At 64.7% G+C, this 24,199-nt stretch carries 7 protein-coding genes; 1 reads left to right on the top strand and 6 read right to left on the bottom strand.

Going from position 1 to position 24,199, the window contains the following annotated elements; all coding sequences use genetic code 11:
• The first annotated feature begins 228 nt into the window (after nt 1–228).
• Nucleotides 229–987: a M48 family metallopeptidase gene (locus MHZ89_RS16250; RefSeq protein ID WP_311783880.1), complete on the top strand. Its 759-nt coding sequence runs from the start codon at nt 229–231 to the stop codon at nt 985–987.
• A gap of 38 nt (nt 988–1,025) precedes the next feature.
• Here the strand turns inward: MHZ89_RS16250 and MHZ89_RS16245 are convergent, their stop codons facing one another.
• From MHZ89_RS16245 to MHZ89_RS16220, 6 genes are all read right to left on the bottom strand, one after another.
• Nucleotides 1,026–1,469: a YidB family protein gene (locus tag MHZ89_RS16245; RefSeq protein ID WP_409373296.1), complete on the bottom strand. Its 444-nt coding sequence runs from the start codon at nt 1,467–1,469 to the stop codon at nt 1,026–1,028.
• A 16-nt stretch (nt 1,470–1,485) separates the two neighbouring features.
• Nucleotides 1,486–2,409 (bottom strand): agmatinase, encoded by a 924-nt coding sequence (gene speB, locus MHZ89_RS16240; RefSeq protein ID WP_311783878.1) that lies wholly within the window; start codon nt 2,407–2,409, stop codon nt 1,486–1,488.
• A 187-nt stretch (nt 2,410–2,596) separates the two neighbouring features.
• Entirely contained in the window at nt 2,597–3,817 is a 1,221-nt protein-coding gene (locus tag MHZ89_RS16235; protein WP_311783877.1) for an HlyD family type I secretion periplasmic adaptor subunit, read from the bottom strand.
• Entirely contained in the window at nt 3,814–5,985 is a 2,172-nt protein-coding gene (locus tag MHZ89_RS16230; RefSeq protein ID WP_409373300.1) for a type I secretion system permease/ATPase, read from the bottom strand. Before MHZ89_RS16230 ends, MHZ89_RS16235 begins: the two co-directional genes overlap by 4 nt.
• 5 nt (nt 5,986–5,990) lie before the next feature.
• Nucleotides 5,991–7,442: a TolC family outer membrane protein gene (locus MHZ89_RS16225; protein ID WP_311783875.1), complete on the bottom strand. Its 1,452-nt coding sequence runs from the start codon at nt 7,440–7,442 to the stop codon at nt 5,991–5,993.
• A gap of 76 nt (nt 7,443–7,518) precedes the next feature.
• Complete coding sequence (locus MHZ89_RS16220) at nt 7,519–24,150, bottom strand: Ig-like domain-containing protein (RefSeq protein ID WP_311783874.1); 16,632 nt, start codon at nt 24,148–24,150, stop codon at nt 7,519–7,521.
• Between the last annotated feature and the right edge of the window lie 49 nt (nt 24,151–24,199).

The raw sequence follows: 24,199 nt of genomic DNA, 5'->3' as shown, positions 1-24,199 counted from the left end.
GTTATTAATGATTTATCGGGCAAAACAAGGAAAAAGTCGCTCATCAATGTACATGAAAATCGGGGCAAAAGTACATGCCGCACCGTGTTAAATCTCGCCGCTTCGCCTGGCTTTTACGGCAATGTCTGCTAGCGAAGTGGCTGACTACAGGCTATAACCCACTCTTTACTGTATCTGACCCTTTTCAGATACCGGCTTTTCCTACCTTGTTACTGACAGGATGTACGCATGAAGATTAAGACAGGCATCATGGCAATCAGCCTCGCGGCGCTGCTCAGCGGCTGCCAGGGCATGGACAATAACGCGCTGCTGCAGTCGGGCGCCCAGGCTTTTCAGGCCTACACCCTCAACGACGCGCAGGTAAAACAGCTCAGCGATCAATCCTGCGCGCAGATGGATAAAGAGAACCAGCTCGCGCCGGCCGACAGCACCTATCAGCAGCGCCTGAACAAGATCGCCGCCGCGCTGGGCGACAACATTAACGGTACGCCAGCCAACTACCGCGTCTACATCACCAAAGACGTTAACGCCTGGGCGATGGCGAACGGCTGCATCCGCGTCTATAGCGGGCTGATGGATATGATGGACGACAACGAAGTCGAAGGCGTGCTGGGACATGAGATGGGACACGTCGCGCTGGGCCATACGCGCAAGGCGATGCAGGTCGCCTTCGGCACCACGGCGGCGCGCACCGCAGCCTCTTCGGTGGGCGGCGTTATCGGCTCGCTGTCGCAGTCGCAGCTGGGCGATCTGGGCGTGCAATTGGTCAACGCGCAGTTCTCGCAAACCCAGGAGTCGCAGGCGGATGACTACTCTTACGAGCTACTGAAGAAACGCGGCATTAATCCGCTGGGGCTGGCGACCAGCTTTGAAAAGCTGGCGAAAATGCAGCAGGGCCAGCAAAGCTCCCTGTTTGATTCACATCCCGACTCTGCGGCGCGTGCGCAGCATATTCGCGATCGCATCGCGGCAGACGCTGGAAAATAAGCGGACGTGCGTCGCCCTGCGGCGGCGCACGCAATCTGTTATCGCCTGAAAAGCTGATCTACCATCGATCCCAGATCGAGCTGCTTGTCGTGCAGGGATTGATCGTCCATCTGTCCCTGCGGCGACATGCGGTCAATCAGGTGCGGCAAAAGCTCCGCCAGTTTGCCGGAGGCGCCGTTCACATCGGTCCCCAGCTTCTGCGCCAGCGACTGCAGCGCCTCTTCACCAAAGGCCGAGCGCAGTTCGCCGCCGCTCACCGACTGGTTGCTGCCGGTGCCGATCCAGGAGCTTAAAATCTCGCCCAGTCCGCCCTGCTGGAACTTATGCAGCAGCACTTCAATACCGCCCTGCTCCTGCACCCAGTTCCACACCGCTTCCAGCTCGCCTAAGGTGTTGCGTCCGTTGCCGTTGCCTAAAGCACCGACTAATTCATCAAGCAGGCCCATATTGCTCTCCGTTAAGGTTAAAACCGGGCGCGGCAACGCCCGGCTTGAAAAGTTACTCGCCTTTGTTCGCCGCCTGAACGTGCAGCATATCAAGCGCCAGCGTCGCCGCGGCCAGCGAGGTGAGATCGGCGTGATCGTAACCTGGCGCCACCTCTACCAGATCCATACCAACAATGTTCAGCCCCTGCAGGCCGCGCACCAGTTTGGTGGCCTTGTCGGTAGTCAGGCCGCCGATAACCGGCGTGCCGGTGCCGGGCGCGTGCGCCGGGTCCAGGCAGTCGATATCGAAGGTCAGATAGACCGGCAGATCGCCGACGGTGCGCTTCACTTCCGCCAGGATATCATCAACGCTGCGATCGTTGACCTGCGCCGCATCCAGCACGTTAAAGCCCAGGTTCTTGTCGAACTCGGTGCGGATGCCGATCTGCACTGAATGCTGCGGATCGATCAGCCCCTCTTTCGGCGCGGTAAAGAACATGGTGCCGTGATCGAACGTCGGGCCGTTGGAGTAAGTATCGGTATGGGCGTCAAAATGCACCAGCGCCAGCTTGCCGAAATGCTTCGCATGGGCGCGCAGCAGCGGCAGCGTAACGTAGTGGTCGCCGCCAAAGGTCATCATGCGCTTGCCGTTCGCCAGCAGTTTTTCCGCGTGCGCCTGCAGCTTGTCGGAAAGATCCTGCGAGTCGCCAAAGGCGTAGACCAGATCGCCGCAGTCCACGACGTTCAGGCGCTGGCGCAGGTCGAAATCCCACGGCCAGCGGCACCCTTCCCAGGCGAGGTTGGTGGAGATCTGACGGATCGCGCCCGGGCCCAGGCGGCTGCCCGGACGGCCAGAGGTGGCGGCGTCAAAAGGCACGCCGGTGATCACCCACTCGGCGTCGCTGTCGTAAGGCTGGAAGTTCACAGGAAAACGCATGAAGCCGAAGGCGTTTGAGACCAGCGAATTGTCATACTGATTGCCCAGGGTGTTATACATAAATCATCCTCACTGCCGCGTGGCGTTAAGTTACAGGTGATAAAAGACTTGATAAAAAAAATCCCCTCCGCGTCGTTAAACCCGACGAGGAAGGGATTTTGCGTTGCCGCATTTTACGCAATTATTGCGGAGTTCGGCGCGCGCTGCAATCCGCGACGCGCCTGAATAAAAAAGTATTGGGAGGCCATTACCGCTCCCGCAGCGCCTCTTTGGCGCGGTTAAACGGCTTGACCAGATAATCCATGACCGTTTTCTCGCCGGTTTTAATATCCACCGTAGAGACCATGCCGGGGCTGATAGCAAAGCGGCGTCCGGCTTTGTTCTGCACGTAATCCGTTTCGGTGCGGATAAAGACGCGGTAGTAGTAGATCTCTGGCTTGACCTCATCCTGAATGGTATCGGGCGAGATGCTCTCCACCACGCCATGCAGCCCGCCGTAAATAGCGTAATCATAGGCGGAGATCTTCACCAGCGCCTTCTGGCCCGGATGGATAAAGGCGATATCGCGCGGCGAGAGGCGCGCTTCAATCAGCAGACGATCGTCCATCGGCACGATATTCATCAGCTCGCCGTTGGGCGGGATCACCCCGCCAACGGTAGTGACCTTGATGTTTTTCACGATGCCGCGCATCGGCGAACGCAGCGTCAGGCGGGTGACGGTATCTTCGCGTCCCTTCACCGTTTGCGCCAGGCTGTCCGCTTCCGCCGACGCCTTCGCCAGATCCTCACGCGCCTGCACGTAATACTGCGAACGCATATCGGTGAGCTTTAGCTCCAGATCGGACTTGTCGCGCTGTAGCCGCAGCACTTCGACGCTGCTGGCGGCGCCGGTTTTCGCCAGCCGCTGGGTAATCGCCAGTTCGCGGTTGGCCAGTCCGAGCGACTCTTGAATCTGCGCCGTCGAGTCTTTCAGCTGCGCGCGGCGGGTATTGTAGAGCCGCGTTTCAGAGGCGATAAGGTCGGGGAAGGCCTTTAGCTCTGCCGGAAAGCGCAAGGGCTGGTCGTTCACCTCGGCGTAGAGCCGCGCGCTGGCCGCCAGCGCGGCTCGATAGCGCGCCGCGCTCTCGCCGACGCTGGAGACGGATCGCGTCGGATCGAGCTTCGCCACGATCTGCCCCGCCTCGACCCGATCCCCTTCGTGCACGTTAAGCTCGGCGAGGATCCCGCCCTCCAGCGAGCTGAGCACCTGATCGCGTGAGCTGGGGATCACTTTGCCGGTGCCGGTCGAGACCTCATCCAGTACGCCGAACCACGCCCAGATCAGCCCGGCCAGCAGCAGAAAGAAGCTGATGACAATCAGGCGCACCGCGCCGCTATAGTAGCTTTCCGAGCGCAGATCGCCGTTGATATCGTCTGACGTTTCCGCTTCGGGCGCGACCAGCCGCAGTTTTGTCGATAGCTCGCTCATGCCTTATCCTCCGGCCGGTTAAGCGACGGCCGCGCCGGTGGCAGCGCGCTCTCTTTCGGGCTGTCCATCACCAGCTGCCCCTCTTTTAATACCAGCACGCGATCCACCAGCGCGAGGATGGCGGCGCGGTGGGTCGCCACAATCAGCGTGCGGCCATTCAGCCACTGCCCAAGCCGTTCGATAAACTCTTTTTCGGTGTGATCGTCCAGCGAGGCGGTCGGCTCATCCAGCAGCACAATATTGGGATCGCGCAGCAGCATGCGCGCCAGCAGCACTGACTGCCGCTGTCCGCCGGACAGCCCGACGCCACCCTCCATCACCGGATGATCCAGGCCGAGCGGCAGGCGACGAATAAAGTCCGCGCCGCCGCTCACCGTCAGCGCGGCGAAGATCGCCTCGTCGCTGGCGTGCGCCGCGCCCATCGTCAGGTTTTCGCGCAGCGTGCCGTGAAACAGCCGCGCATTCTGCGTCATCAGGCCGACATTGCGCCGTACGTCGGCAAGATCGATATGCGGCAGGCTCAGGTTATCGAGCCGCAGCTCGCCCCCCACCAGATCCATGCCGCCGATCATCGCCTGCAGCAGCGTCGATTTTCCCGATCCGTTGCGGCCCAGCACCGCGACGCGTTCGCCAGGCTTGATCGTCAGGCTCTTGATGCGCAGCGCAATAGTGGCGGAGTCGCTGTAGTAGCGAAACATCGCCTCGCTGAACTGGTAGTGGCCGAACAGTACCGGACAGTGGATGCGAGTTTCATCTTTGCTGTTCTCTACCGGCAGCGCCATCAGCGCGTCCAGGCTGCTTTTCGCCGCCTTGACCTGCTGCCAGCGCGCCAGCACGCCGCACAGGGTGCCCATCGGGGCGATCATGCGCGACGAGAGCAGCGACGCCGCCACAATCGCGCCGGTGGTGATATCGCCGTTAATTACCATCGGCGCGCCGATAACGATCACGCTGGCGTAGACCAGCCCCTGCACCGTAACGCCCCAGCTAATCAGCGAGTGCATCACTTTACGCATCTCAACGCCGGACTGCGCGGTGATGCGGATATAGCTGTTCCACTGCTGCAGAAAGCGATCCTCCGCCTGCATCAGCTTAATATCCTCCAGCCCCTGCACGCTCTCCACCAGCACCGCGTTGCGCAGCGTTGACTCTTTCAGCGACTGATGCGCCAGCTTCGCCAGCGTTTTCTGCTGCAGCAGACCGGGCAGGATCATCAGGATCACCGCCACCGGCGCGATCCACGCCAGCTGCGGCGCAATAATCGCCATCACCAGCATAAACAGCAGGAAAAAGGGCATATCGACGATGGAGCTGACCGTGGTTGAGGTCACCATTTCGCGGATCGCCTCCAGCTCGCGTAGCTGCGAGATAAAGGTGCCGGTAGAGCGCGGGATAGCGCTGTTGCGCAGGCGCAGCGCATGGCCGAACACCCGATCGGAGACGCGCATATCGGCGCGCTTGCCCAGTAGATCGGTAACATGATCGCGTCCGACGCGCAGGATATAGGTGAAGATCACCGAGATAATTACCCCGCCGTAGAGCACGTAGAGGGTCGGATAGGACTGTGCCGGGATGACCCGGTCATAAACCTGCATCGAAAAGATGATGCCTACCAGCGCCAGCAGGTTGATCAGAAAAGATCCCAGCATGACGTAGCCGTAGGGGCGCAGATCGCGCAGCACCAGGCGACGCAGCCAGTCGGGCTTGATGGTCTCCAGATAGCGGTCAACGCGGCTGTCTTTTGCGGCGGTAAGCGGACGAAAGGCGGCGGCGAAGCGAATATCGGGCAGCAGCGCGCCCAGCGACAGTGGCGTCGGCTGCTCATCGCCGCTGAAGTGCACCCGCACCTCATCTTCACCGTCGAAACTGGTAATCACCCCGACCTGCCCGTCCGCCAGCTCGACCGCCAGGGGCAGCCGCCAGTGGTTAATCTCCCATTTATTATCCTGATAAAGCTGCAGCGACATGCCCGCCTGGCGCGCCAGATGGCGCAGCGCTTTGTCGCGCGTCTGCTTGCCCTGCCACTCGCTGGCGGCAAGGATCATGCCCGGCGAGCAGGGCAAGCGATAGTGGCCGGCGATCAGGATAATAGCTGTCGCCCAGCCCTGTAACGGCACCCCGCCTTCGGCCCCGTCGGGCTTTCCGGCGGGCGACTCTGGAAGCTGCATTTGCGTCATGGCTGGATCTCCACGGACTGGATCCGCTGATTATTCAGGGCAAACGCCGACCGCATATGGCCGGTGCTGTAAAGGCAGTCGAGCTGCAGCGAGCGTAACTGGCTGATGGTTTGCTGCAGCGTGAAGCGGGTCTGGAATACTTCCTGCTCGGCATTGAGCACGTCGAGCAGCGGACGGGTGCCGAGCTGCAGATATTGATCCTGATAGAGCGACTGGGTTTTCTCGCCGAGCCGCTGCTGCCGCGCCTGAATCGCCAGGCTGAGCGCCAGGCTTTGCGACTGACTCTGCGATTCGCTCAGCTGCTGGCGCGCCTTCAGCCGCGCCGAATTCACCGCGGCGTTGGCGGCGTTCAGCGCGTTGGCGGCGGCATTGCGGCTGGCGGTCATGCCGCCGCCCTGATAGAGCGGCATCTCGACCTTGACCCAGGTTGAATATTGCGTGCGATCCAGCGTCTCGCTGTTGGCGTAGTGATTGTTAAGGTAGTGCGTCACCTGCGGCTCCAGCGAGATGGTAGGCAGCATCTGCGCGTTGGCGTTGTCCAGCTTCGCCTGCGCCTCGTTGGCCTGCGCCCAGGCGGCGAGCACCGCCGGGTTGGTCCGGTCATCCGCCTTCGCGACATCGCAGGAGCGCGTCAGGCTGGCGGGAAAGTCGTCGCTGACTTTTTTCACCAGCGGCCAGCCCAGATAGGTCGCCAGCGTGGCGCGCCAGCGGTCAAGGTTCGCCTGGTACTGCGTCAGCAGGGTGCGCGCGCCTTCAATGCGGGCGTCGGTTTGCGTCGCGTCGGAGAGCGAGGCGGCGCCTTCATCGTTGCGCTGGCGGGCGAGATCGCCGATTTTCATCAGCGCCGTCAGCTGCTCCTGCGCAATCTTCACCAGCTGCTGATAACCCTGCACCTGAATCAGCGCCGCGGCGGTATCGTGCGCCACGGTATCGATGCTGAGCAGCACGTTGGCCTGCTGCTGGGCGACGCCCGCCTCGGCGGAGCGCACCGAGCTGCTGACCTTGCCGAAATCGTAGAGCATCTGCGAAACCGACAGCACGAACGAGGGGCTGAACCCTTTCTCGCTGTAGCTGTTGCTGTAGCCGTTATTCATACCGGCGCTGACCTGCGGATAATATTTGGCTTTCGCCACGTCGACCTGATCGGCCTGTTCGAGCAGTTTTCCCACCGCTTCGGCGATATCGGGATGCCACTGGATCGCCCGCTGCACCGCCTGATTGATCGTCAGGGTGTCAGGGACGTGCGCCAGCGCGGGTTCGGCGCTCTCGCCGGTTAATGAAGGGAGATCCTGCTGTTTCGCCAGGCCGGTTGCGGTGATCTGGCTGGCCGTCTGCGCGACGTCGCTGCCGGCCGCCAGAGGGGAAGTTATAAAAAAAGCGATGCCAGCACAGAGAACGCTGAGCTTAAAAGAACGGCGATATATTGCGCTTGATTGCATCCGATCCATCGTTTTCCACTCATCAGTTAGAGAAAGGGGCGCATCCCTGCGCCCGATAATGCTTCCCTGCCAGACATCACGGCGATCAGACCGTGTGAACCTGGTGCGGCTGTTGCAGTAGCTCCTCCAGTGAAACGTTAACCCCCTCCAGCGTGACCAGCTGCGTACTGCTATAGGCGGTGCCGGTGCCGTCGCGGTCAATCGACAGGACGGTATTGCCATCCGCGGTATGGTCCACCTTCACGAAATCGTTGACGTTGCTGGTGCTGTCGTTCCAGCCGACGAGCAGACTGCTGACGTCAATCTTGTCGCCGTCGGCGACAGAGAAATCGGTCCAGGTGTCATGCCCGTTGCCGCCGACGGCATCCGCGCTGTTTAGCAGGTGATACACCAGGGTATCGGCGCCCGCTCCGCTCGTGATGGTGTCGTCATAGGCGCTGCTGGTCAGCGCATCCGCCCCTGCGGTTCCGGTAATGGTCGGATGCAGATCGATGGTGAAGCTGTTGGTGGTAATGGTGCCGTCGGCTGCCGCCAGGCTATAGCTGAACACCTCTTTATGGGCGATCTCCTGCGCATTGACGGCGCTGTTAAGCGCGTAGGTGTAGTGACCGTCGGCGGTGATGCTCAGGGTGCCGTAGTCCCCCGCCACCAGCGTAACGCCGCTGCTGCTGACGGCAGTGGTCAGGCCCGCCTCGTTGGTGATGCTCAGCGCGCCGGTATGGGTTGCTGTGCTGTCGCCGTAGATGCTGCCGCTCGCCGTGGTGCCGTCATCGACGCTGGTTTCCGCAAACAGGCTGTTTACGGAGAGCAGCGTGACTGCCGGACCGTTGTGCAGATCGACCGTCAGGGTGGCCGAGGTTACCGCGCCGCTGGCGTCGCGCACCGAATAGCTGAACACATCGGTCGCTGGCACCGTATCAGCATCCAGGCCCGCTTTCAGCGCGTAGGTGTAGTTGCCTTTGGCATCTATGGTCAGGGTGCCGTAGGTGGTGTTGATAACCGTATTGCCCGTGGCTGAGATGGCGCTGCCGGAAACGGCTGTCACCTGCGTGCCCGTCGGTATCGTACCGGCCACCGAACTGGTGTCGTTCGTCAGCAGGTTGCCCGTCACGGTGGCCGCCACCGTCACCGCCAGCGTGGTGATATCGGAGGTGGTGGTGACGGTCGTGGAAGGCAGGACGCCCACGCCGCTACTGGTGCCCAACAACACGGCGTAGTTGCCTGTGCCGAGGTTGCTGTAGGTGACGTTGCTGCCGGTCTGCGTCCCCACCGTCAGGAAGGTGGAGATGTAGTTGGCGTTGCTCGATTTCACCACCCAGGTGCCGTTCGCCTGCTGCTGGTAGAGGTAGAGCGTATAGGTAGAGGTCAGCGCCACCAGGCTGGTCGCCGAAGCGTGCAGCGTTACCGTACGGGTATCGCCGGTTCCCACGCTGAACTGATAGGCGTTGGCGCTTTGCAGGACATCGAGCGTTACCACGCCGCCCAGATTGACGTTCAGCAGCGAAACACCGGTATGGCTGCTGTTGGTGTTGGTGATGGTGCCCGTCTGGGTGGCGTAATCCACGGTGCTCACATCATTGGCCGCTACCACGCGGATCGCCCCCAGTACCGTCGCGATCGGCGAAACGTTGCCTGCGCTGTCAGCCTGGGTCACCGACAGCGTCGCGCCGGTGGTCTGCGCGGTGGTCAGCGCCACCGAGAAGCTGCCGTTGGCCGCCACGGTACCGCTGCCAATGGCGTTGCCGCCCGCGTCGCGTACGGTAACCGTCGCGCCCGCTTCGCCGCTGCCGGTCAGGGTGGTGCCCGCCGTATTAATGGCCAGCCCGGAGACCGCCGTCGGTGCCACGCTGTCCACTACCACGTTTGCCGCAGTGGTGGTGCTGACGTTGCCCGCCGTATCCGTCACCGTCACGCTCAGCGGATGGGCGCCCTGCGACAGCGTGGCGGTGGTAAAGCTCCAGGCGCCGCCGCTGCCCGCAACTACGCTGCCCAGCAGCGCCGTACCGTCGTAAATGGTAACAACCGCGCCCGCTTCCGCCGTACCGCTCAGTACCGGCGTGGTATCGCGCGTTGCCCCACCGCTCGGTACCGTCACGTTCGGCGTAACCGAGTCGTTAGTGATCACCAGGGTGCTGGCCGCCGGAGCCGTGGTATCGATGGTCAGGGTAGTATTCACGCCCGGACTGACGTTGCCCGCCGCATCGGTCGCGGTGACAGTCAGGGTGTGCGCGCCGCTGGCCAGCACCGGCGTAATCAGACTCCACTGCCCGTTGCTGCCCACCGTTGTACTGCCCAGCAGCGTAGCGCCGTCATAGACAGTGATACGCGCACCGACCTCACCGCTGCCGCTCAGCAGCGGCGTATTGTCATTGGTGACGCCGCCGTTCGGGATGGTTACCGGCGTACTGCTGTTGTTATTGCTTACCGCCAGCGCCGTGACCGCCGCTGGTGCCGAGGTATCGACCACGATGGTCGACGAGGTAGAACCGCTGACGTTGCCGGCCGGGTCGGTGACCGTCACGCTCAGCGGATGCGAGCCTTGCTGTAGCGCGCTGGTGGTAAAGCTCCAGGCACCGCTCGCGCCCGCCGTTACCGTCCCCAGCAGCGTCGTGCCGTCAAAGATAGTGACGCGACTGCCCGCCTCCGCCGTACCGCTCAGGGTCGGCGTATTGTCGTTCGTCGAGCCGCCGTTCGCCACCGCTGTGCCGGTAACGTCGTTAACGATCTGCAGCGTCGAGGCCGCTGGTGCCACCGTATCCACGATAATAGAAACCGTGGGCGACGCGGCGCTGGTATTGCCCAGCGCGTCACGCACCGTCACGCTCAGCGGATGCACGCCGTTGCTCAGCGCGCTGGTGGTAAAGCTCCATGCGCCGTTTGCGCCCGCCGTGGTGGATCCGAGCGCCGTAGTGCCGTCAAAGATAACAACGGTCGCGCCCGCCTCCGCCGTACCGCTCAGGGTTGGCGTATTGTCGTCCGTGGCCGCGCCGTTCGTCAGGTTGCCCTGAATCGTCCCGACGTTATCGCTGACCGTCAGATCGGTCACCGCCGCGGGCGCCGTGGTATCGACGGTCAGCGTCAGCGTGGTCGGCGAGCTGCTGTTGCCCACCGCATCGGTGGCGGTGACGCTCAGGGTATGCGCCCCGTCCGCCAGCGTCGGCGTGACGAAACTCCACTGTCCGTTGCTGCCCGCCGTCGTGCTGCCCAGCACCGTCGTGCCGTCAGTAATGGTGATGCGGCTGCCCGCCTCGGCGCTACCGGTCAGCGCAGGCGTGTTGTCGTTGGTGCTGCCGTTGCTGGCGATCGGCACCGGCGTGTTGCCGTTGTTGTTGCTCGCCGTCAGGGTAACAGCGGCGGGCGGCGTGGTGTCCACGGTAATGCTGGCCGTGGTGGCACCGCTGACGTTGCCCGCCAGGTCCGTTACCGTGACGCGCAGCGCATGCACGCCCTCAGCGAGCACCGGCGTGGTAAAGCTCCAGCCGCCGTCGGTGCCGACGGTAGTCGAGCCGAGCGGCGCAGCGCCGTCATAGAGAGTAACGGTACTGCCCGCTTCCGCCGTTCCGCTCAGCACCGGCGTGTTGTCATTGGTCGATCCGCCATTCGGCACCGTCACGCTGGCGGCGTCGTTGGTGATAGCCAGCGTCGAGGCGGCTGGCGCAACGGTATCCACCGTCAGGGTAAACGGTGTCGCGGCGCTGGTGTTGCCAGCCGCATCGGTCACCGTCACGTTCAGCGTATGCGCGCCGTTGCTCAGCGTGCCGGTGGTGAAGCTCCATGCGCCGTTCGCGCCCGCCGTTACCGTACCGAGCAGCGTCGCGCCGTCGTAGACGGTCACAATATTGCCCGCGCCGGTAGTGCCGCTAAGGGTTGGCGTGCTGTCGTCGGTTACGCCGCCGTTAGTCAGACTGCCCTGCGTCGCGCCGACGTTATCGGTAACCGTCAGGTCAGCGACGGGCGCCGGTGCGGCGGTCGCCACCGTCATCGTCAGCAACGCAGCCTCGCTGACGTTGCCCGCCGCATCGGTTGCGGTCACGCTCAGCGTATGCGGCCCGTCGGCCAGCGTCGGCGTGGTGAAGCTCCACTGGCCATTGCTGCCCGCCGTTACGCTGCCCAGCAGCGTGGTGCCGTCGGTGATGGTAATGCGGCTGCCCGCCTCTGCCGTACCTGTCAGCACTGGCGTGCTGTCGTTGGTGATGCCATTACTGGCGATCGGCGTGGTGGTCGAGCCGTTGTTATTGCTGGCGGTCAGCGTCACGGCGGCAGGCGGCGTGGTATCCACTATCACCGTGGTGGCGCCGGAAAGCACGCTGACGTTGCCCGCCGCATCCGTGACGCGGGCGCTCAGCGTATGCGTACCCTGAGCGAGCGCGCGGGAGACAAAGCGCCAGCTGCCGCCTGCGTTTGCGGTGACAGAGCCGAGCGCCGTCGTACCGTCGTAGACGGTTACCAGGCTGCCCGCTTCGGCGGTGCCGCTGAGTACCGGTGTGTCATCGTTAGTCAGGCCGCCGTTCGGCACGACCCCACTGGTGGCGTCGTTGGTGAGCACCATATTTGCCGTCGTCGCAGGCGCAACGGTATCCACGGTAAAGGCGATCGCATCAGAACGACCGCTCAGGTTACCGGCGACATCCGTCACCGTGACGCTCAGCGCGTGCGCCCCGTTAGTCAGCAGCGGCGCGGTGAAGCTCCATACGCCGTCGCCGCCCGCCGTGGTGGAGCCGATAACGGTATCGCCATCGTAAACGGTGACCAGCGCGTTAGCTTCGGTGGTTCCGCTCAGCTGCGGCGTGTTGTCGTTGGTAGCGGTGCCGTCAGGGATGTTAACCGCTGTTGTGCCGTTATTGTTGCTCAGCAGCAGATCGGTGGCCGTGGTCGGGACGGTGGTATCGACGGTAATGGTAACGGGAGGAACGGCTGCGCCCGGGTTGCCTTCTGCGTCCACAGAGGTGACAGAGAACGTATGCGCCCCTTCCGTCAGCGGCGCTGGCGTAAAGCTCCATATGCCGCCCGCGCCAACGGTAACGCTGCCCAACGTGGAGGCACCATCCAGAATGGTGATCACGTCGCCCGCTGTCGCCGTACCGCTAAGTACCGGCGTGGTGTCACCCGTTGACGCGCCGTCCGCCAGATTAACCAGCGTGCTGCCGCTGTCGTCGGTAATTTGCAGCGTGCTGGTGGTCGGCGGCAGGCCATTCTCTATGTTGATGACGAAAGGCGCCGACGCCGCGCCGACGTTGCCCGCTACGTCGGTCTGGGTCACCGTAAAGCTGTGCGACCCGTTGCTCAGCGCCGCCGCCGTAAAGCTCCAGCCACCGTTCGCAGCCGTCGTAACCGTACCCAGCAGCGTCGTACCGTCATAGAGGGTAACGGTGCTGCCTGGCTCCGCGGTTCCGCTCAGGGTCGGGGTGTTGTCGTCGGTGGTAGCACCGTTGGCCAGCGGGCCGGTAGTCGCGCCCGCATCGTCACTTACCGCCAGATCGGCGATTGCCGCCGGAGGCGTCAGATCGACGTTAATCGTGTAAGGCTGCGCCTCAGCGCTGGTATTGTTCGCCGCATCGGTGACCGATACGGTAAAGGCGTACTGACCGTCAGTGAGCGCGCCGGTTTCAAAACGCCAGACGCCGCTTTCGTTCACCGTGGCGCTGCCGATCAGATCGCTGCCCTGATAGATATTGACCGTGGTGCCCGCCTCGGCGGTGCCGCGCAGCACTGGCGTGGCGTCGTTGGTATAGCCGCCATTGGCAATTAACAGCGGCTTGGCGCCGTCAGTATCGTAAATATCGAAGGTGGCAACCGGCTGCGGCGCAACGGTGTCCACCGTCAGGGTGGCTGAAGAGGTGGCGCTGATATTGCCCGCTGCATCGGTCACCGTGACGTTCAGCGTATGGGTGGCGTCGGAGAGCGCAGCAGCGGGGGTGAGGCTCCATGCGCCCGCGCCGTCCGCCAGCACCGATCCAATCGGTGACGTGCCGTCATAGACGGTGACAAGGCTGTTCGCCTCCGCCGTACCGCTGATGGCGGGCGTGCTGTCGTTGGTCATGCCGCCGTCGGCAATAATCGTGCCGCCATCGTTACGCAGCGTCAGCGCGCCAGCCGGTTCCGGCGGCGTCACGTCAACCACTACGTTAAAGGTTGCAGAACGCGCGCTGACGTTGCCGATCTCATCGGTGACCGTCGCGCTCAGCGCGTGGGTGCCCTCCGCCAGCGTCGGCGAGCTAAAGCTCCACGCGCCGTCGCCGCCTGCCGTCGTCGACCCGATAATCACATCGCCGTCATAGAGAGTAACCAGGCTGTTGGCTTCCGCCGTACCCGTCAGCAGCGGCGTGTTATCGCTGGTGGTGGCGCCCTGCGTCAGCACAACATTTTCCGCGCCATTGTCATTGCTGACCGTCAGCGCAGTCGCTGCCGGTGCCAGCGTATCGACCGTAAAGCCGATCGCCGCCGAAGGCAGGCTGGTATTGCCCGCCGCATCGGTAAGGGTCACGGTCAGGCTATGAGCGGCGTCGCTCAGCGTCGGCACCGAGAAGCTCCACAGCCCGCTGGCGCCCACCGTGGTGGTGCCCAGCACTGTGGTGCCGTCATAAACAGTGACGATAGTGCCCGCCTCTCCGCTGCCGCTCATCAGCGGCGTGCTGTCGCTGGTAGTGCCGCCGTCGGCGATCGCCACTGCGGTTGCGCCGTTATCGCTGCTGAGCGTGATATTCGCCGCCGTCGCTGGCGCGGTGGCGTCAACCACCACGCTGATAGCGGCGGAGGCGCCGACGTTGCCCGCTGCATCGACAGGCGTGACGGTAAAGGAGTGGGTGCCGTCGGCAAGCACAGGCGAAATCAGGCTCCAGCTGCCGTCGGCGTTGACCGCGACGCTACCCAGCAGCGCTGCGCCCTCATAGACGGCGACCGTACCACCCGCCTCCGCAAAGCCGCTCAGCACCGGGGTGTTGTCGCTGGTAAGACCGCCGTCCGGTATCGCCACCGCCACCGCGCCGCTGTCGTTGCTCAGCGCCAGGCTGGTGACCGCCGCAGGCGGCTGGGTATCGACGTTTACCGCGATTGCGTCGCTTGCCGGGCCGACGTTGCCCGCCGCATCCGTCACGACAGCGCTCAGGCTATGCGCGCCGTCGTTAAGTGTCGGCGTGGTAAAGCTCCAGTTGCCGTTGCCATCCACGCTGGTGGTGCCGAGCACCACCGTACCGTCCAGCACAGTAACCACCGTGCCCGCCTCTGCGGTGCCGCTCAGCACCGGCGTGTTGTCATTGCTCAGTCCGCCATCTGGAATAGCTGTGCCGCTCGCGTCGTTGGTCAGCGTCAGCCCGGCCGCGGCCACAGGCGCGACGGTATCGACGGTAAAGCTAACCGGCGTGGTAGTGCCGCTGCTGTTGCCCGCCGCATCCGTCACGCTGACGCTCAGGCTGTGCAGCCCGTCCGCCAGCGTCGGCGTGCTCAGGTTCCAGCTGCCGTCTGGCCCTGCGGTGACCGAGCCGATCGCTGCGGCGCCGTCATAGAGGGTGACGATGCTGCCCGCTTCAGCCGTACCGGTAAGCTCCGGCGTGGCGTCGTTGGTTGTGCTGCCGTCAGCAATCGGCGTCAGCGTCTGGCCGGTGTTGTTGTTGATCAGCACGTTGCCAGCCAGCGCTGGCGCGGTGGTATCGACGCTAAAGCCAAAGGCGGTTGACGCCGGGCCAAGGTTGCCCGCCGCATCGGTAACAGCGGCGATCAGGCTGTGCGCGCCTTCGGCCAGCGTGGGGGACGTAAAGCTCCAGCTACCGTCAGTGCCGACGGTCGCCGTACCGAGTACGGTAGCGCCATCAGAAATGGTCACCGTACCGCCCGGCTCCGCTGTGCCGCTCAGTACCGGCGTGGCGTCATTGGTCGAGCCGCCCGCCGCGATCGCCGTGTCGCTGGCGTCACTGGTGAGCGCCAGATCGGTCGCCGCCGCTGGCGCAGAGGTGTCGATGGTAAAGCCGATCGCCCCAGACGGTGCGCTGCTGTTGCCAGCGGCGTTAGTCACCACCACGCTCAGGCTGTGCGCGCCTTCGCTAAGGGTCGGAGCGGTAAAGCTCCAGTTGCCGTTGCCGTCGGCCGACGTGCTGCCCAGTACGGTCGCCCCATCAGAAACGGTGACGGTGGTGCCAGCTGCGGCGGTGCCGCTCAACACCGGCGTGGTGTCATTGGTCTGGCTGCCCGCCGCAATTGCCGTACCGCTGGCGTCATTGGTGAGCGCCAGGTTCGTCGCTGCCGCTGGTGCCGTCAAATCCACGCTAAAGAGATAGGCCGCCGAGGCCGGGCCGGTATTGCCGGCAGGATCGGTGACGGTAGCGGTCAGGCTGTGTTCGCCCTGCGCCAGCGCTGGGGTCGTGAAGCTCCAGCTGCCGTCACCTGCCGCGGTTACCGTACCCAGCACAGTGCCACCGTCAGAAACGGTAACGGTGCCGCCCGGCTCCGCGGTGCCGTTCAGTACCGGCGTCGCATCGCTGGTGGTGCCGTCCGCAGGGATCACCGCGCCGCTCTGATCGTTGCTGAGCGAGAGATCCTGCGCCGCTGTCGGCGGCTGGGTATCTACCGTGAAGCTCAGCGCGTCGGTCGCCGGGCTGACGTTGCCCGCGCCGTCGGTTACGGTCGCCGTCAGGCTGTGCAGGCCGTCAGCCAGCACAGGGGAAGTAAAGCTCCAGCTGCCGTCGGCGTTAGCGGTGAGCGAGCCCAGCACGTTATCGCCATCGGAGACGGTAACCAGGCTGCCCGCGTCGGCGGTGCCGCTCAGCACCGGCGTGTCAGAGTTGGTCAGCCCGCCGGAAACGATAGCCGTACCGTTCTCACTGCTGAGCAGCAGATCGGCCGCCGCCGCTGGCGGCGTGGTGTCGACTGTAACGGCCAGCGCATCAGAGGCCGGACCGACGTTGCCCGCCGCATCGGTGACGGTAGCGCTCAGGCTGTGGCCCCCTTCGCTCAGCGCCGGGACGGTAAAGCTCCAGCTGCCGTCTGTGCCCGCTGTTGCGGAGCCGAGCGCGGTCGCGCCGTCATAAACGGTGACGATGCCGCCCGCCTCTGCGGTTCCGCTCAGCACCGGCGTCGGATCGTTGGTGACGCTGCCGGTAACCGGCACAGGCGTGCCGCTCTGGTCGTTGCTGAGCTGCAGGCCGGTCGCCGCTGTCGGCGCCAGGGTATCAACGGTGACGAGAAGCGGCGTTGTGGCCACGCTGCTGTTGCCCGCCAGATCGGTGGCGGTGGCGGTCAGGCTGTGATCGCCGTCTGCCAGCGCTGGCGCGGCATAACTCCAGCTGCCGTCGCTGCCCGCCGTGACGCTGCCCAGCACCGTAGCGCCGTCGGAAACGGTCACGATGCTGCCTGCGTCGGCCGTCCCGCTCAGCGTCGGCGTCGCGTTATTGGTCGCATCGCCAGAGGCGATCGGCGCGCCATCGTTGCTCAACACCACATCCGCAGGCAAGGAAGGCGGCTGGGTGTCAACGGTGAAGGTCACAGGGGCGGAAGCCGCTCCGGCGTTGCCCGCCGCATCGGTGACCAAGGTGGTGAGGCTATGCGCGCCGTCGGAAAGCGTCGGCGTGGTGAAACTCCAGCTGCCGTCCTGGGCAGCGGTTACCGAGCCAAGCACCGTGTCGCCGTCAGACACGGTCACGGTGCTGCCCGGCTCGGCGCTGCCGCTCAGCACAGGCGCGCTGTTGCTGGTCGGCGTGTCGGTAGCGACCGGCGTGCCGCTGGCGTCGGTGAGCGTAACGCCCGTCGCGGCTGCCGGCGCGGTGGTGTCGATAGTCAGGGTCAGCGGCGTGGATGTCACCAGGTTGCCGGTCGCATCGGTATAGCTGGCGAGGAAGGTGTAGGTGCCGTCCGTCTGCGCCGCAGGGGTAAAGGACCACTGGCCGCTGCCATCCGCGGTCACGCTGCCCAGCGCAACATCGCCGCTAAAGAGCGTCACCAGCGCGCCCGCCGTCGCCAGGCCGCTCAGCAGCGGCGTCGCATCTGACGTCGTGGCACCGTCGGCCAGGGTGACCAGCTGGCTGCCGCTGTCATCGGTCGCCTGCAAAGAGAGGGTCGCGGGCGGCAGATCCGCCTGAACATTCAGGTTAAAGGCGGATGTCGCCAGGCTGACGTTGCCCGCCGCGTCGGTAACGGTGACGGTCATGCTGTGGTTGCCGTTGCTCAGCGCGGTGGTGGTCAGGCTCCAGTTGCCTGCGCCATCCGCCGTGACGGTGCCGATCAGCACGTCGCCGTCATAGATGCTGACGAGCGCGCCCGCCTCGGCCTGGCCGCTCAGAGTCGGCGTGTTGTCATCGGTGGTGTCGCCAGAGGTCAACGGCCCCTGCGTGCCGCCAACGTCATCGCTTACCACCAGCCCGCTGGCGGCGGCTGGCGGCGTGGTATCAACGGTAAAGGTAAGCGGCGCTGTCGCCGGGCTGACGTTGCCGGCGACATCGGTCACGGTGGTGGTGAAGCTGTGCGCGCCCTCCGCCAGCGCTGGCGAGGTAAAGCGCCAGCTGCCGCTGGCATCCGCTGTCGCTGTGCCCAGCAGATTGCCGCTGTCGGAAATGGTGACGGTGCTGCCCGGCTCGGCCGTACCGCTCAGTACCGGCGAGATATCGCTGGTGGCGCCATCTGCGCCGATCGGCACGCTGGTGCTGCCCGCGTCATCGGTGAGCTGCAGGTTGTCGGCCGCCGCTGGCGCGACAGTATCGACGTTGATGGTCAGCGGCCCAGAGGTGGTTGTGGCCCCGGTCGGACTGACCGCGGTGGCAAAGAAGGCGTGCGAACCGTTCGACAGCGAGAAGAGCCTGAAGTACCAGTGGCCGCTGCTGTTTGCCGTGGTGCTGCCTGCCAGCGTCTGGCCGTCATAGAGCGTGACCACGCTGTTTGCATCGGCGAGGCCGCTCAGTACCGGGCTGTCGTTATTAGTGGTCGCGCCATCTGCCAGCGGCGTGACCGTGCTGCCCGTTTCATTAACCGCCTCAAGCGGCGTGGTAGCGGGCGGCAGGCCGCCCTCGATAGTGAGATCGAAGGGGTCGGAGGCGCTGCTGACGTTACCTGCCGCGTCAGTGACGGTGGTGGTCAGGGTGTGCAGGCCGCTGCTCAGGGTCGGCGTGGTGAAGTTCCAGCTGCCGTCGGTATCGACGGTGGTGTAACCCAGAACGGTCTGGCCGTCATAGATGGTCACCAGCGCGTTTGCTTCACCCTGCCCGCTCAGCGTCGGGGTGCGGTCATCGGTGGTGTCGCCTGAGGCGAGCGTTCCCTGAACGTCACCGTAGTCATCTGTCACCACCAGGCCGCTAACGGCCGCTGGCGCGGTGGTATCGACGGTAAAGGCCAGCGGAGCGGAGGCTGCGCCGGTGTTGCCCGCCGGATCGGTCACCGTGGTGGTCAGGCTGTGGCCGCCCTCGTCCAGCGCTGGCGTAATAAAGCTCCAGCTGCCGTCGGTATTGACCGTGGCGGTGCCCAGCACCGCGTCGCCGTCAGAAACGGTAACGATGCTGCCCGGCTCCGCCGTCCCGCTCAGGGTGGGGCTGGTGCTGCTGGTGGAGCCGCCTGCGGCTACCGGCTGTAGCGTGCCGTCGCGGCTGTCGCTCAGCACCAGATCGGCTGCCGCCGCTGGCGGCGTGCTGTCGACGCTAAAGGTGACCGGCGCGGAGGCGCTGCTGACGTTGCCCGCCGCATCGGTGACGGTCGCGCTCAGGCTGTGGTCGCCTTCGCTCAGTGCGGGCGTCGTGAAGCTCCAGCTGCCGTCCTGGGCAGCGGTTACCGAGCCAAGCACGTTGTCGCCGTCAGAAACGGTGACGATGCCGCCCGGCTCCGCCGTGCCGCTCAGCAGCGGGGTCGTATCGTTAGTCGCGCCCGTGGTAACGGCAACCGGCGTGCCGCTGCTGTCGCTGCTCAGCTGCAAATTGCTGACCGCGTCCGGCGCAACGGTGTCGACGGTGATATTAAGCACAGGCGAGTCGGTAACGGTGCCTGCGCCGTCAGCGGTGGCGGCGCGGAAGGCGTAGCTGCCATCCGTCAGTGCGTCCGGCGTAAAGCTCCACTGCCCGTTTGCGTCAGCGGTGACGGAACCCAGCAGCTGATCGCCGTTGTAGAGCGTCACCAGCGCACCGGCAGTGGTAACGCCGCTCAGCACCGGCGTCGCGTCGCGCGTACTGGCCCCGTCGGTCAGATCGACCGGCGTGCTGCCGCTGTCGTCAGTCGCCACCAGCGTCAGGGTGGCAGGCGGCTGACCGGTCGCCACAGTCAGGTCGAAAGGTGCCGTCGGTACGCTGACGTTGCCTGCCGCATCGGTCACCGTGGTCGTCAGGCTGTGCGGCCCGTCGCTCAGTGTCGGCGTAGTAAAGCGCCAGCTGCCGTCGGGGTTAACCGTGACGCTGCCCAGCAGCGTATTGCCGTCATAGACGCTGAGGATGCTGCTCGCTTCCGCCTGGCCGCTCAGGGTCGGCGTGCTGTCATCCGTGGTGTCGCCGAACGCCAGCACGCTCTGCTGGTTGCCGACGTTATCGGTGACAATAATGCCCGAGGCCGTTTGCGGCGCGGTGGTATCAAGGGTAAACGTCACCGCCGTGGCAGGCGCGCTGACGTTGCCCGCCGCATCGGTGATGGTCGAGGTCAGGCTGTGGACGCCCTGCGCAAGCGTCGGCGTGGTGAAGCTCCAGCTGCCGTCCTGCGCCACGGTAGCGCTGCCCAGCACGCTGCTGCCGTCAGACACGGTGACGATACTGCCCGGTTCCGCCGTACCGCTCAGCACAGGCGTGCTGCTGCTGGTAACGCCGTCGACGGCAATAGCATTGCCGTTCGCATCCGTCAGCGTGACGCCCGCCGCGCTTTCCGGCGCAACGGTGTCGACGGTGATATTAAGCACAGGCGAGTCGGTAACGGTGCCTGTGCCGTCATCGCTGGCGGCGCGGAAGGCGTAGCTGCCGTCCGTCAGCGCGTCCGGCGTAAAGCTCCACTGCCCGTTTGCGTCAGCGGTGACGGAGCCAAGCACCTGATCGCCGTTATAGAGCGTCACCAGCGCACCGGCGGTGGTGAGGCCGCTCAGTACCGGCGTCGCATCGCGCGTGCTGTCGCCGTTTGCCAGCTGCACCTGAGTGCTGCCGCTGTCGTCGGTCACGACCAGCGAGCTGGTAGCAGGCGGCACCCCTGCGTCAACGGTCAGAGCGAAGGCGTCCGTCGGCGTGCTGACGTTACCTGCCGCATCGGTCACGGTCGCCGTCAGGTTGTGCTGTCCGTCGCTCAGCGCAGGGGTGGTGAAGCTCCAGCTGCCGTCCTGGGCGGCGGTGACGGTACCCAGCAGCGTGTCGCCGTCATAGATGCTGACGAGGCTGCTCGCGGGTGCCTGGCCGCTCAGGGTTGGCGTGCTGTCGTCGGTGGTGGCGCCCGGGACGAGTTCGCCCTGCGTCGCGCCCACGTTGTCGCTGACCACCAGCCCGCTGACCGCCGCTGGTGGAAGGGTATCCACGCTGAACAGCAGCGGCTCAGAAACCGGCCCGGTGTTGCCCGCCGGATCGGTGACGGTTGTGGTCAGGCTGTGGCTGCCCTCGGCAAGCGTCGGCGCGATAAAGCTCCAGCGGCCGTCTGCGCCAACCGTGGCGCTGCCCAGCGCTACATCGCCGTCAGAGACGGTAACGATGCTGCCTGGCTCCGCCGTACCGCTCAGCACCGGCGTCGCGTCGTTTGTCGTACCGCCCGCAGTGACCGGCACAGAAACGCCGCTGCTGTCGCTGTTAAGCGCCAGATCGGCAGCGGCGGCAGGTGCCTGGGTATCCAGGGTAAAGAAAACCGGCGCGGTCGCAGCGCTGGCGTTGCCTGCCGGATCGGTCACGACCGCCGTCAGGCTGTGGCTGCCGTCAGCAAGGCCTGCTGGCGTATAGCTCCAGCTGCCGTCTGTTCCGGCCGTGGCGCTGCCCAGCACCGTGTCGCCGTCGGAAACGGTGACGGTGCTGCCCGGCTCGGCGCTGCCGCTCAGCACCGGCGCGCCGCTGTTGGTCAGGCCGCCGCTGACGATCGGATCGCCGCTGGCGTCAGCCAGCGAAACGCCGGTTGCGCCTGTTGGCGCGACGGTATCAACGGTGAGCGCCAGCGTCGCGGAGTTGATGGTATTGCCTGCGACGTCGGTCGCGGTCGCGCGGAAATCGTAGGTGCCGTCCGCCAGCGCGGCGGGCGTAAAGCTCCACTGCCCGTTCGCATCGGCGGTGGCGCTGCCCAGCAGCTGATCGCCGTTGTAGAGCGTTACCAGCGCGTTAGCGAGGGTCGCGCCGCTCAGTACGGGGGTGGTGTCGCGCGTGCTGGCGCCATCGGCCAGCGCGACCGGCACGCTGCCGCTGTCGTCAGTGGCTACCAGCGTCAGGGTGGCAGGCGGATCGCCTGCGGCGACGGTAAGATCAAACGGCGTGGTCGGCGCGCTGACGTTGCCTGCCGCATCGGTCTGGGTCAGGGTCAGGCTGTGCGCGCCGTTGCTCAGCGTCGGCGTGGTGAAGCTCCAGGTGCCGTCGGCGCCTGCCGTCACGCTTCCGATGGCGACGCCGTTATCGTAAATCGTCAGCAGCGAACTGGGTTCCGCCTGGCCGCTGAGAAGAGGCGTGTTGTCGTCGGTGGTGTCGCCAGAGGTCAGCGGGCCAGTGCTGGTGCCAGCGTCGTCGGTCACCACCAGACCGCTGACCGCAGCGGGCGCCTGGGTATCGACCGTAAAGTTCAGCGGCGCGGACGGCGCGCTGACGTTGCCCGCCGTATCGGTGACGGTGGCGGTCAGGCTGTGGCTGCCATCGGTCAGCGCGGGAGAAGTAAAGCTCCAGAGCCCGTCGCTGCCTACGGTGACGGTGCCCAGCAGCGTATCGCCATCCAGAACAGAGACGGTGCTGCCAGGCTCAGCGCTTCCGCCCAGCGTCGGCGTATTGTCACTGGTCGCCCCGCCGGAGGCGATCGCGCCGCCGCCGTCATTGCTCAACTGCAGGCTGGATGCGGCATCCGGCGCAAGGGTATCAACGGTGATAGTAATGGTCGGCGACGTGGTAGCGCTGCCGTTTGCGTCCGTACTGGCGGCGCTAAAGGCATAGGTGCCGTCTGCCAGCGTGGCGGGCGTAAAGTTCCACTGGCCGCTGCCGTCGGCGGTCACGCTGCCCAGCAGCTGATCGCCGTTATAAATCGTCACCACCGCACTGGCAGTAGTCACGCCGCTCAGCACCGGCGTCGCGTCGTTGGTGCTGCTGCCGTCCGCTATCGGCACCAGTCCACTGCCGTTGTCGTTAGTAATTTCCAGCGAGCTGGTTGCTGGCGGCAAACCCGCCGCAACGTTGATAACGATCGCCGTCGTCGGCGCGCTGACATTGCCAGCCGCATCGGTCACGGTCGCCGTCAGGCTGTGGCTGCCGTTGCTCAGCGTCGGCGTGGTAAAACGCCAGACGCCGTCTGCGCCTGCCGTCACCGTACCCAGCAGCGTGCTGCTGTCATAAACGCTGACGGTCGCGCCTGCTTCGGCCTGTCCGCTTAGCTCAGGGGTATTATCATCGGTCGATTCGCCGGACGTCAGTGGCCCCTGGCTGACGCCGACATTATCCGTCAGCTGCAGGTTGCTGGCCGCAGCCGGCGCCAGGGTATCAACGGTAAACGCGAGGGTGGTCGCCGGACTGACGTTGCCCGCCGCGTCGGCGGCGGTGATGCTCAGCGTATGGCTGCCTTCGCTCAGCGCGGGCGTATTGAAGGACCAGCGTCCATCGCTGCCTGCGATAACGGTGCCCAGAAGGGTGCCGTTATCAGAGAGGGTGACGGTGCTGCCCGCTTCGGTAGTGCCCTGCAGCAGAGGCGTGGCGTCATTGGTCGCGCCGCTGGCGGCGATGGGCGTCAGGGGCGTGCCGTTATCGCTGCTGGCGCTGACATCCGAGAGCGTCGGAGTGACAGTATCGACGGTGAAGGTAACCGGCGCGGTGGCGCTGCTGGTATTGCCTGCGGCATCGGTAACCGTCGCCGTCAGGCTGTGCTGGCCATCCGCCAGCACAGGTGAAGTAAAGCTCCAGGTGCCGTCTGCGTTGACCGTCGCCGTTCCCAGCAGCGTGCCGTTGTCGTAAACGCTGATGGTGGCACCCGCTTCAGCCGTTCCGCTTAAAACAGGCGTATTGTCATCGGTGGAGGCGCCTGCGGTAATCGCGCCCTGCGTGCTGCCGACATTATCGCTAATAGTCAGATCGGCAACTGCGCCGGGCGCGGTGGTGTCGCCGCCCGTGCCACCGCCGGTGCCGCCGTCTGTTCCACCGCCCGTGCCACCATTGTCACCGCTGCCCGTACCGCCGTCGGCCGCGCCGCCGTTATCGCCTGAGCCATTGCCGCCGTTTGAACCAGCGAACATCGCGGCAATACCCGCCAGCGCCCCGCCGCCGATACCATAAGCGGCAATCGCGCCGTCGTTGGTGATGTTATCCGCCAGCAGCCCTTCGGTGCTGTCGATTGAGACAAACTGGAAGCCCTGCTGGCCCGGATCTTCTACCCACCACAGCGCGCCACGATCGTCCTGCAGCACCAGGTCGCTTTCGCCTGCCGGGCTATAAAAATTATGAATAACAACTGTTTCCCCAGATTTCGTAGTGACGACCAGGTCATTGCCGTTGCGCGCAAAAGATTTAATGTCGGTTCGATTGAGGTTGAGCTTAACCACGCTTGGAGCGTTTAAATTGACATCGCTGCCACTCAGCTGCGAGGCGATGGTGCCGCCTTTAGGCGTTACTGAGATATTATTCATGTTATGTATATCCCACTGAGGTTATTAATATTCATAAAAATGCCCGGCA

Origin of the sequence: Pantoea sp. ACRSB (assembly GCF_022346905.1) — a bacterium.
Classification (GTDB): Bacteria; Pseudomonadota; Gammaproteobacteria; order Enterobacterales; family Enterobacteriaceae; genus Pantoea; species Pantoea piersonii.
The sequence above is the reverse complement of the archived record's forward strand: the minus strand, read 5'-3'. Positions and strand labels throughout refer to the sequence as shown.

Excerpts from the sequence above, each read along its gene's own strand:
- MHZ89_RS16250 (WP_311783880.1), top strand. The coding sequence starts at position 229 with ATGAAGATTAAGACAGGCATCATGGCAATCAGCCTCGCGGCGCTGCTC.
- speB (WP_311783878.1), bottom strand. The coding sequence starts at position 2,409 with ATGTATAACACCCTGGGCAATCAGTATGACAATTCGCTGGTCTCAAAC.
- MHZ89_RS16235 (WP_311783877.1), bottom strand. The coding sequence starts at position 3,817 with ATGAGCGAGCTATCGACAAAACTGCGGCTGGTCGCGCCCGAAGCGGAA.
- MHZ89_RS16230 (WP_409373300.1), bottom strand. The coding sequence starts at position 5,985 with ATGCAGCTTCCAGAGTCGCCCGCCGGAAAGCCCGACGGGGCCGAAGGC.
- MHZ89_RS16225 (WP_311783875.1), bottom strand. The coding sequence starts at position 7,442 with ATGGATCGGATGCAATCAAGCGCAATATATCGCCGTTCTTTTAAGCTC.
- MHZ89_RS16220 (WP_311783874.1), bottom strand. The coding sequence starts at position 24,150 with ATGAATAATATCTCAGTAACGCCTAAAGGCGGCACCATCGCCTCGCAG.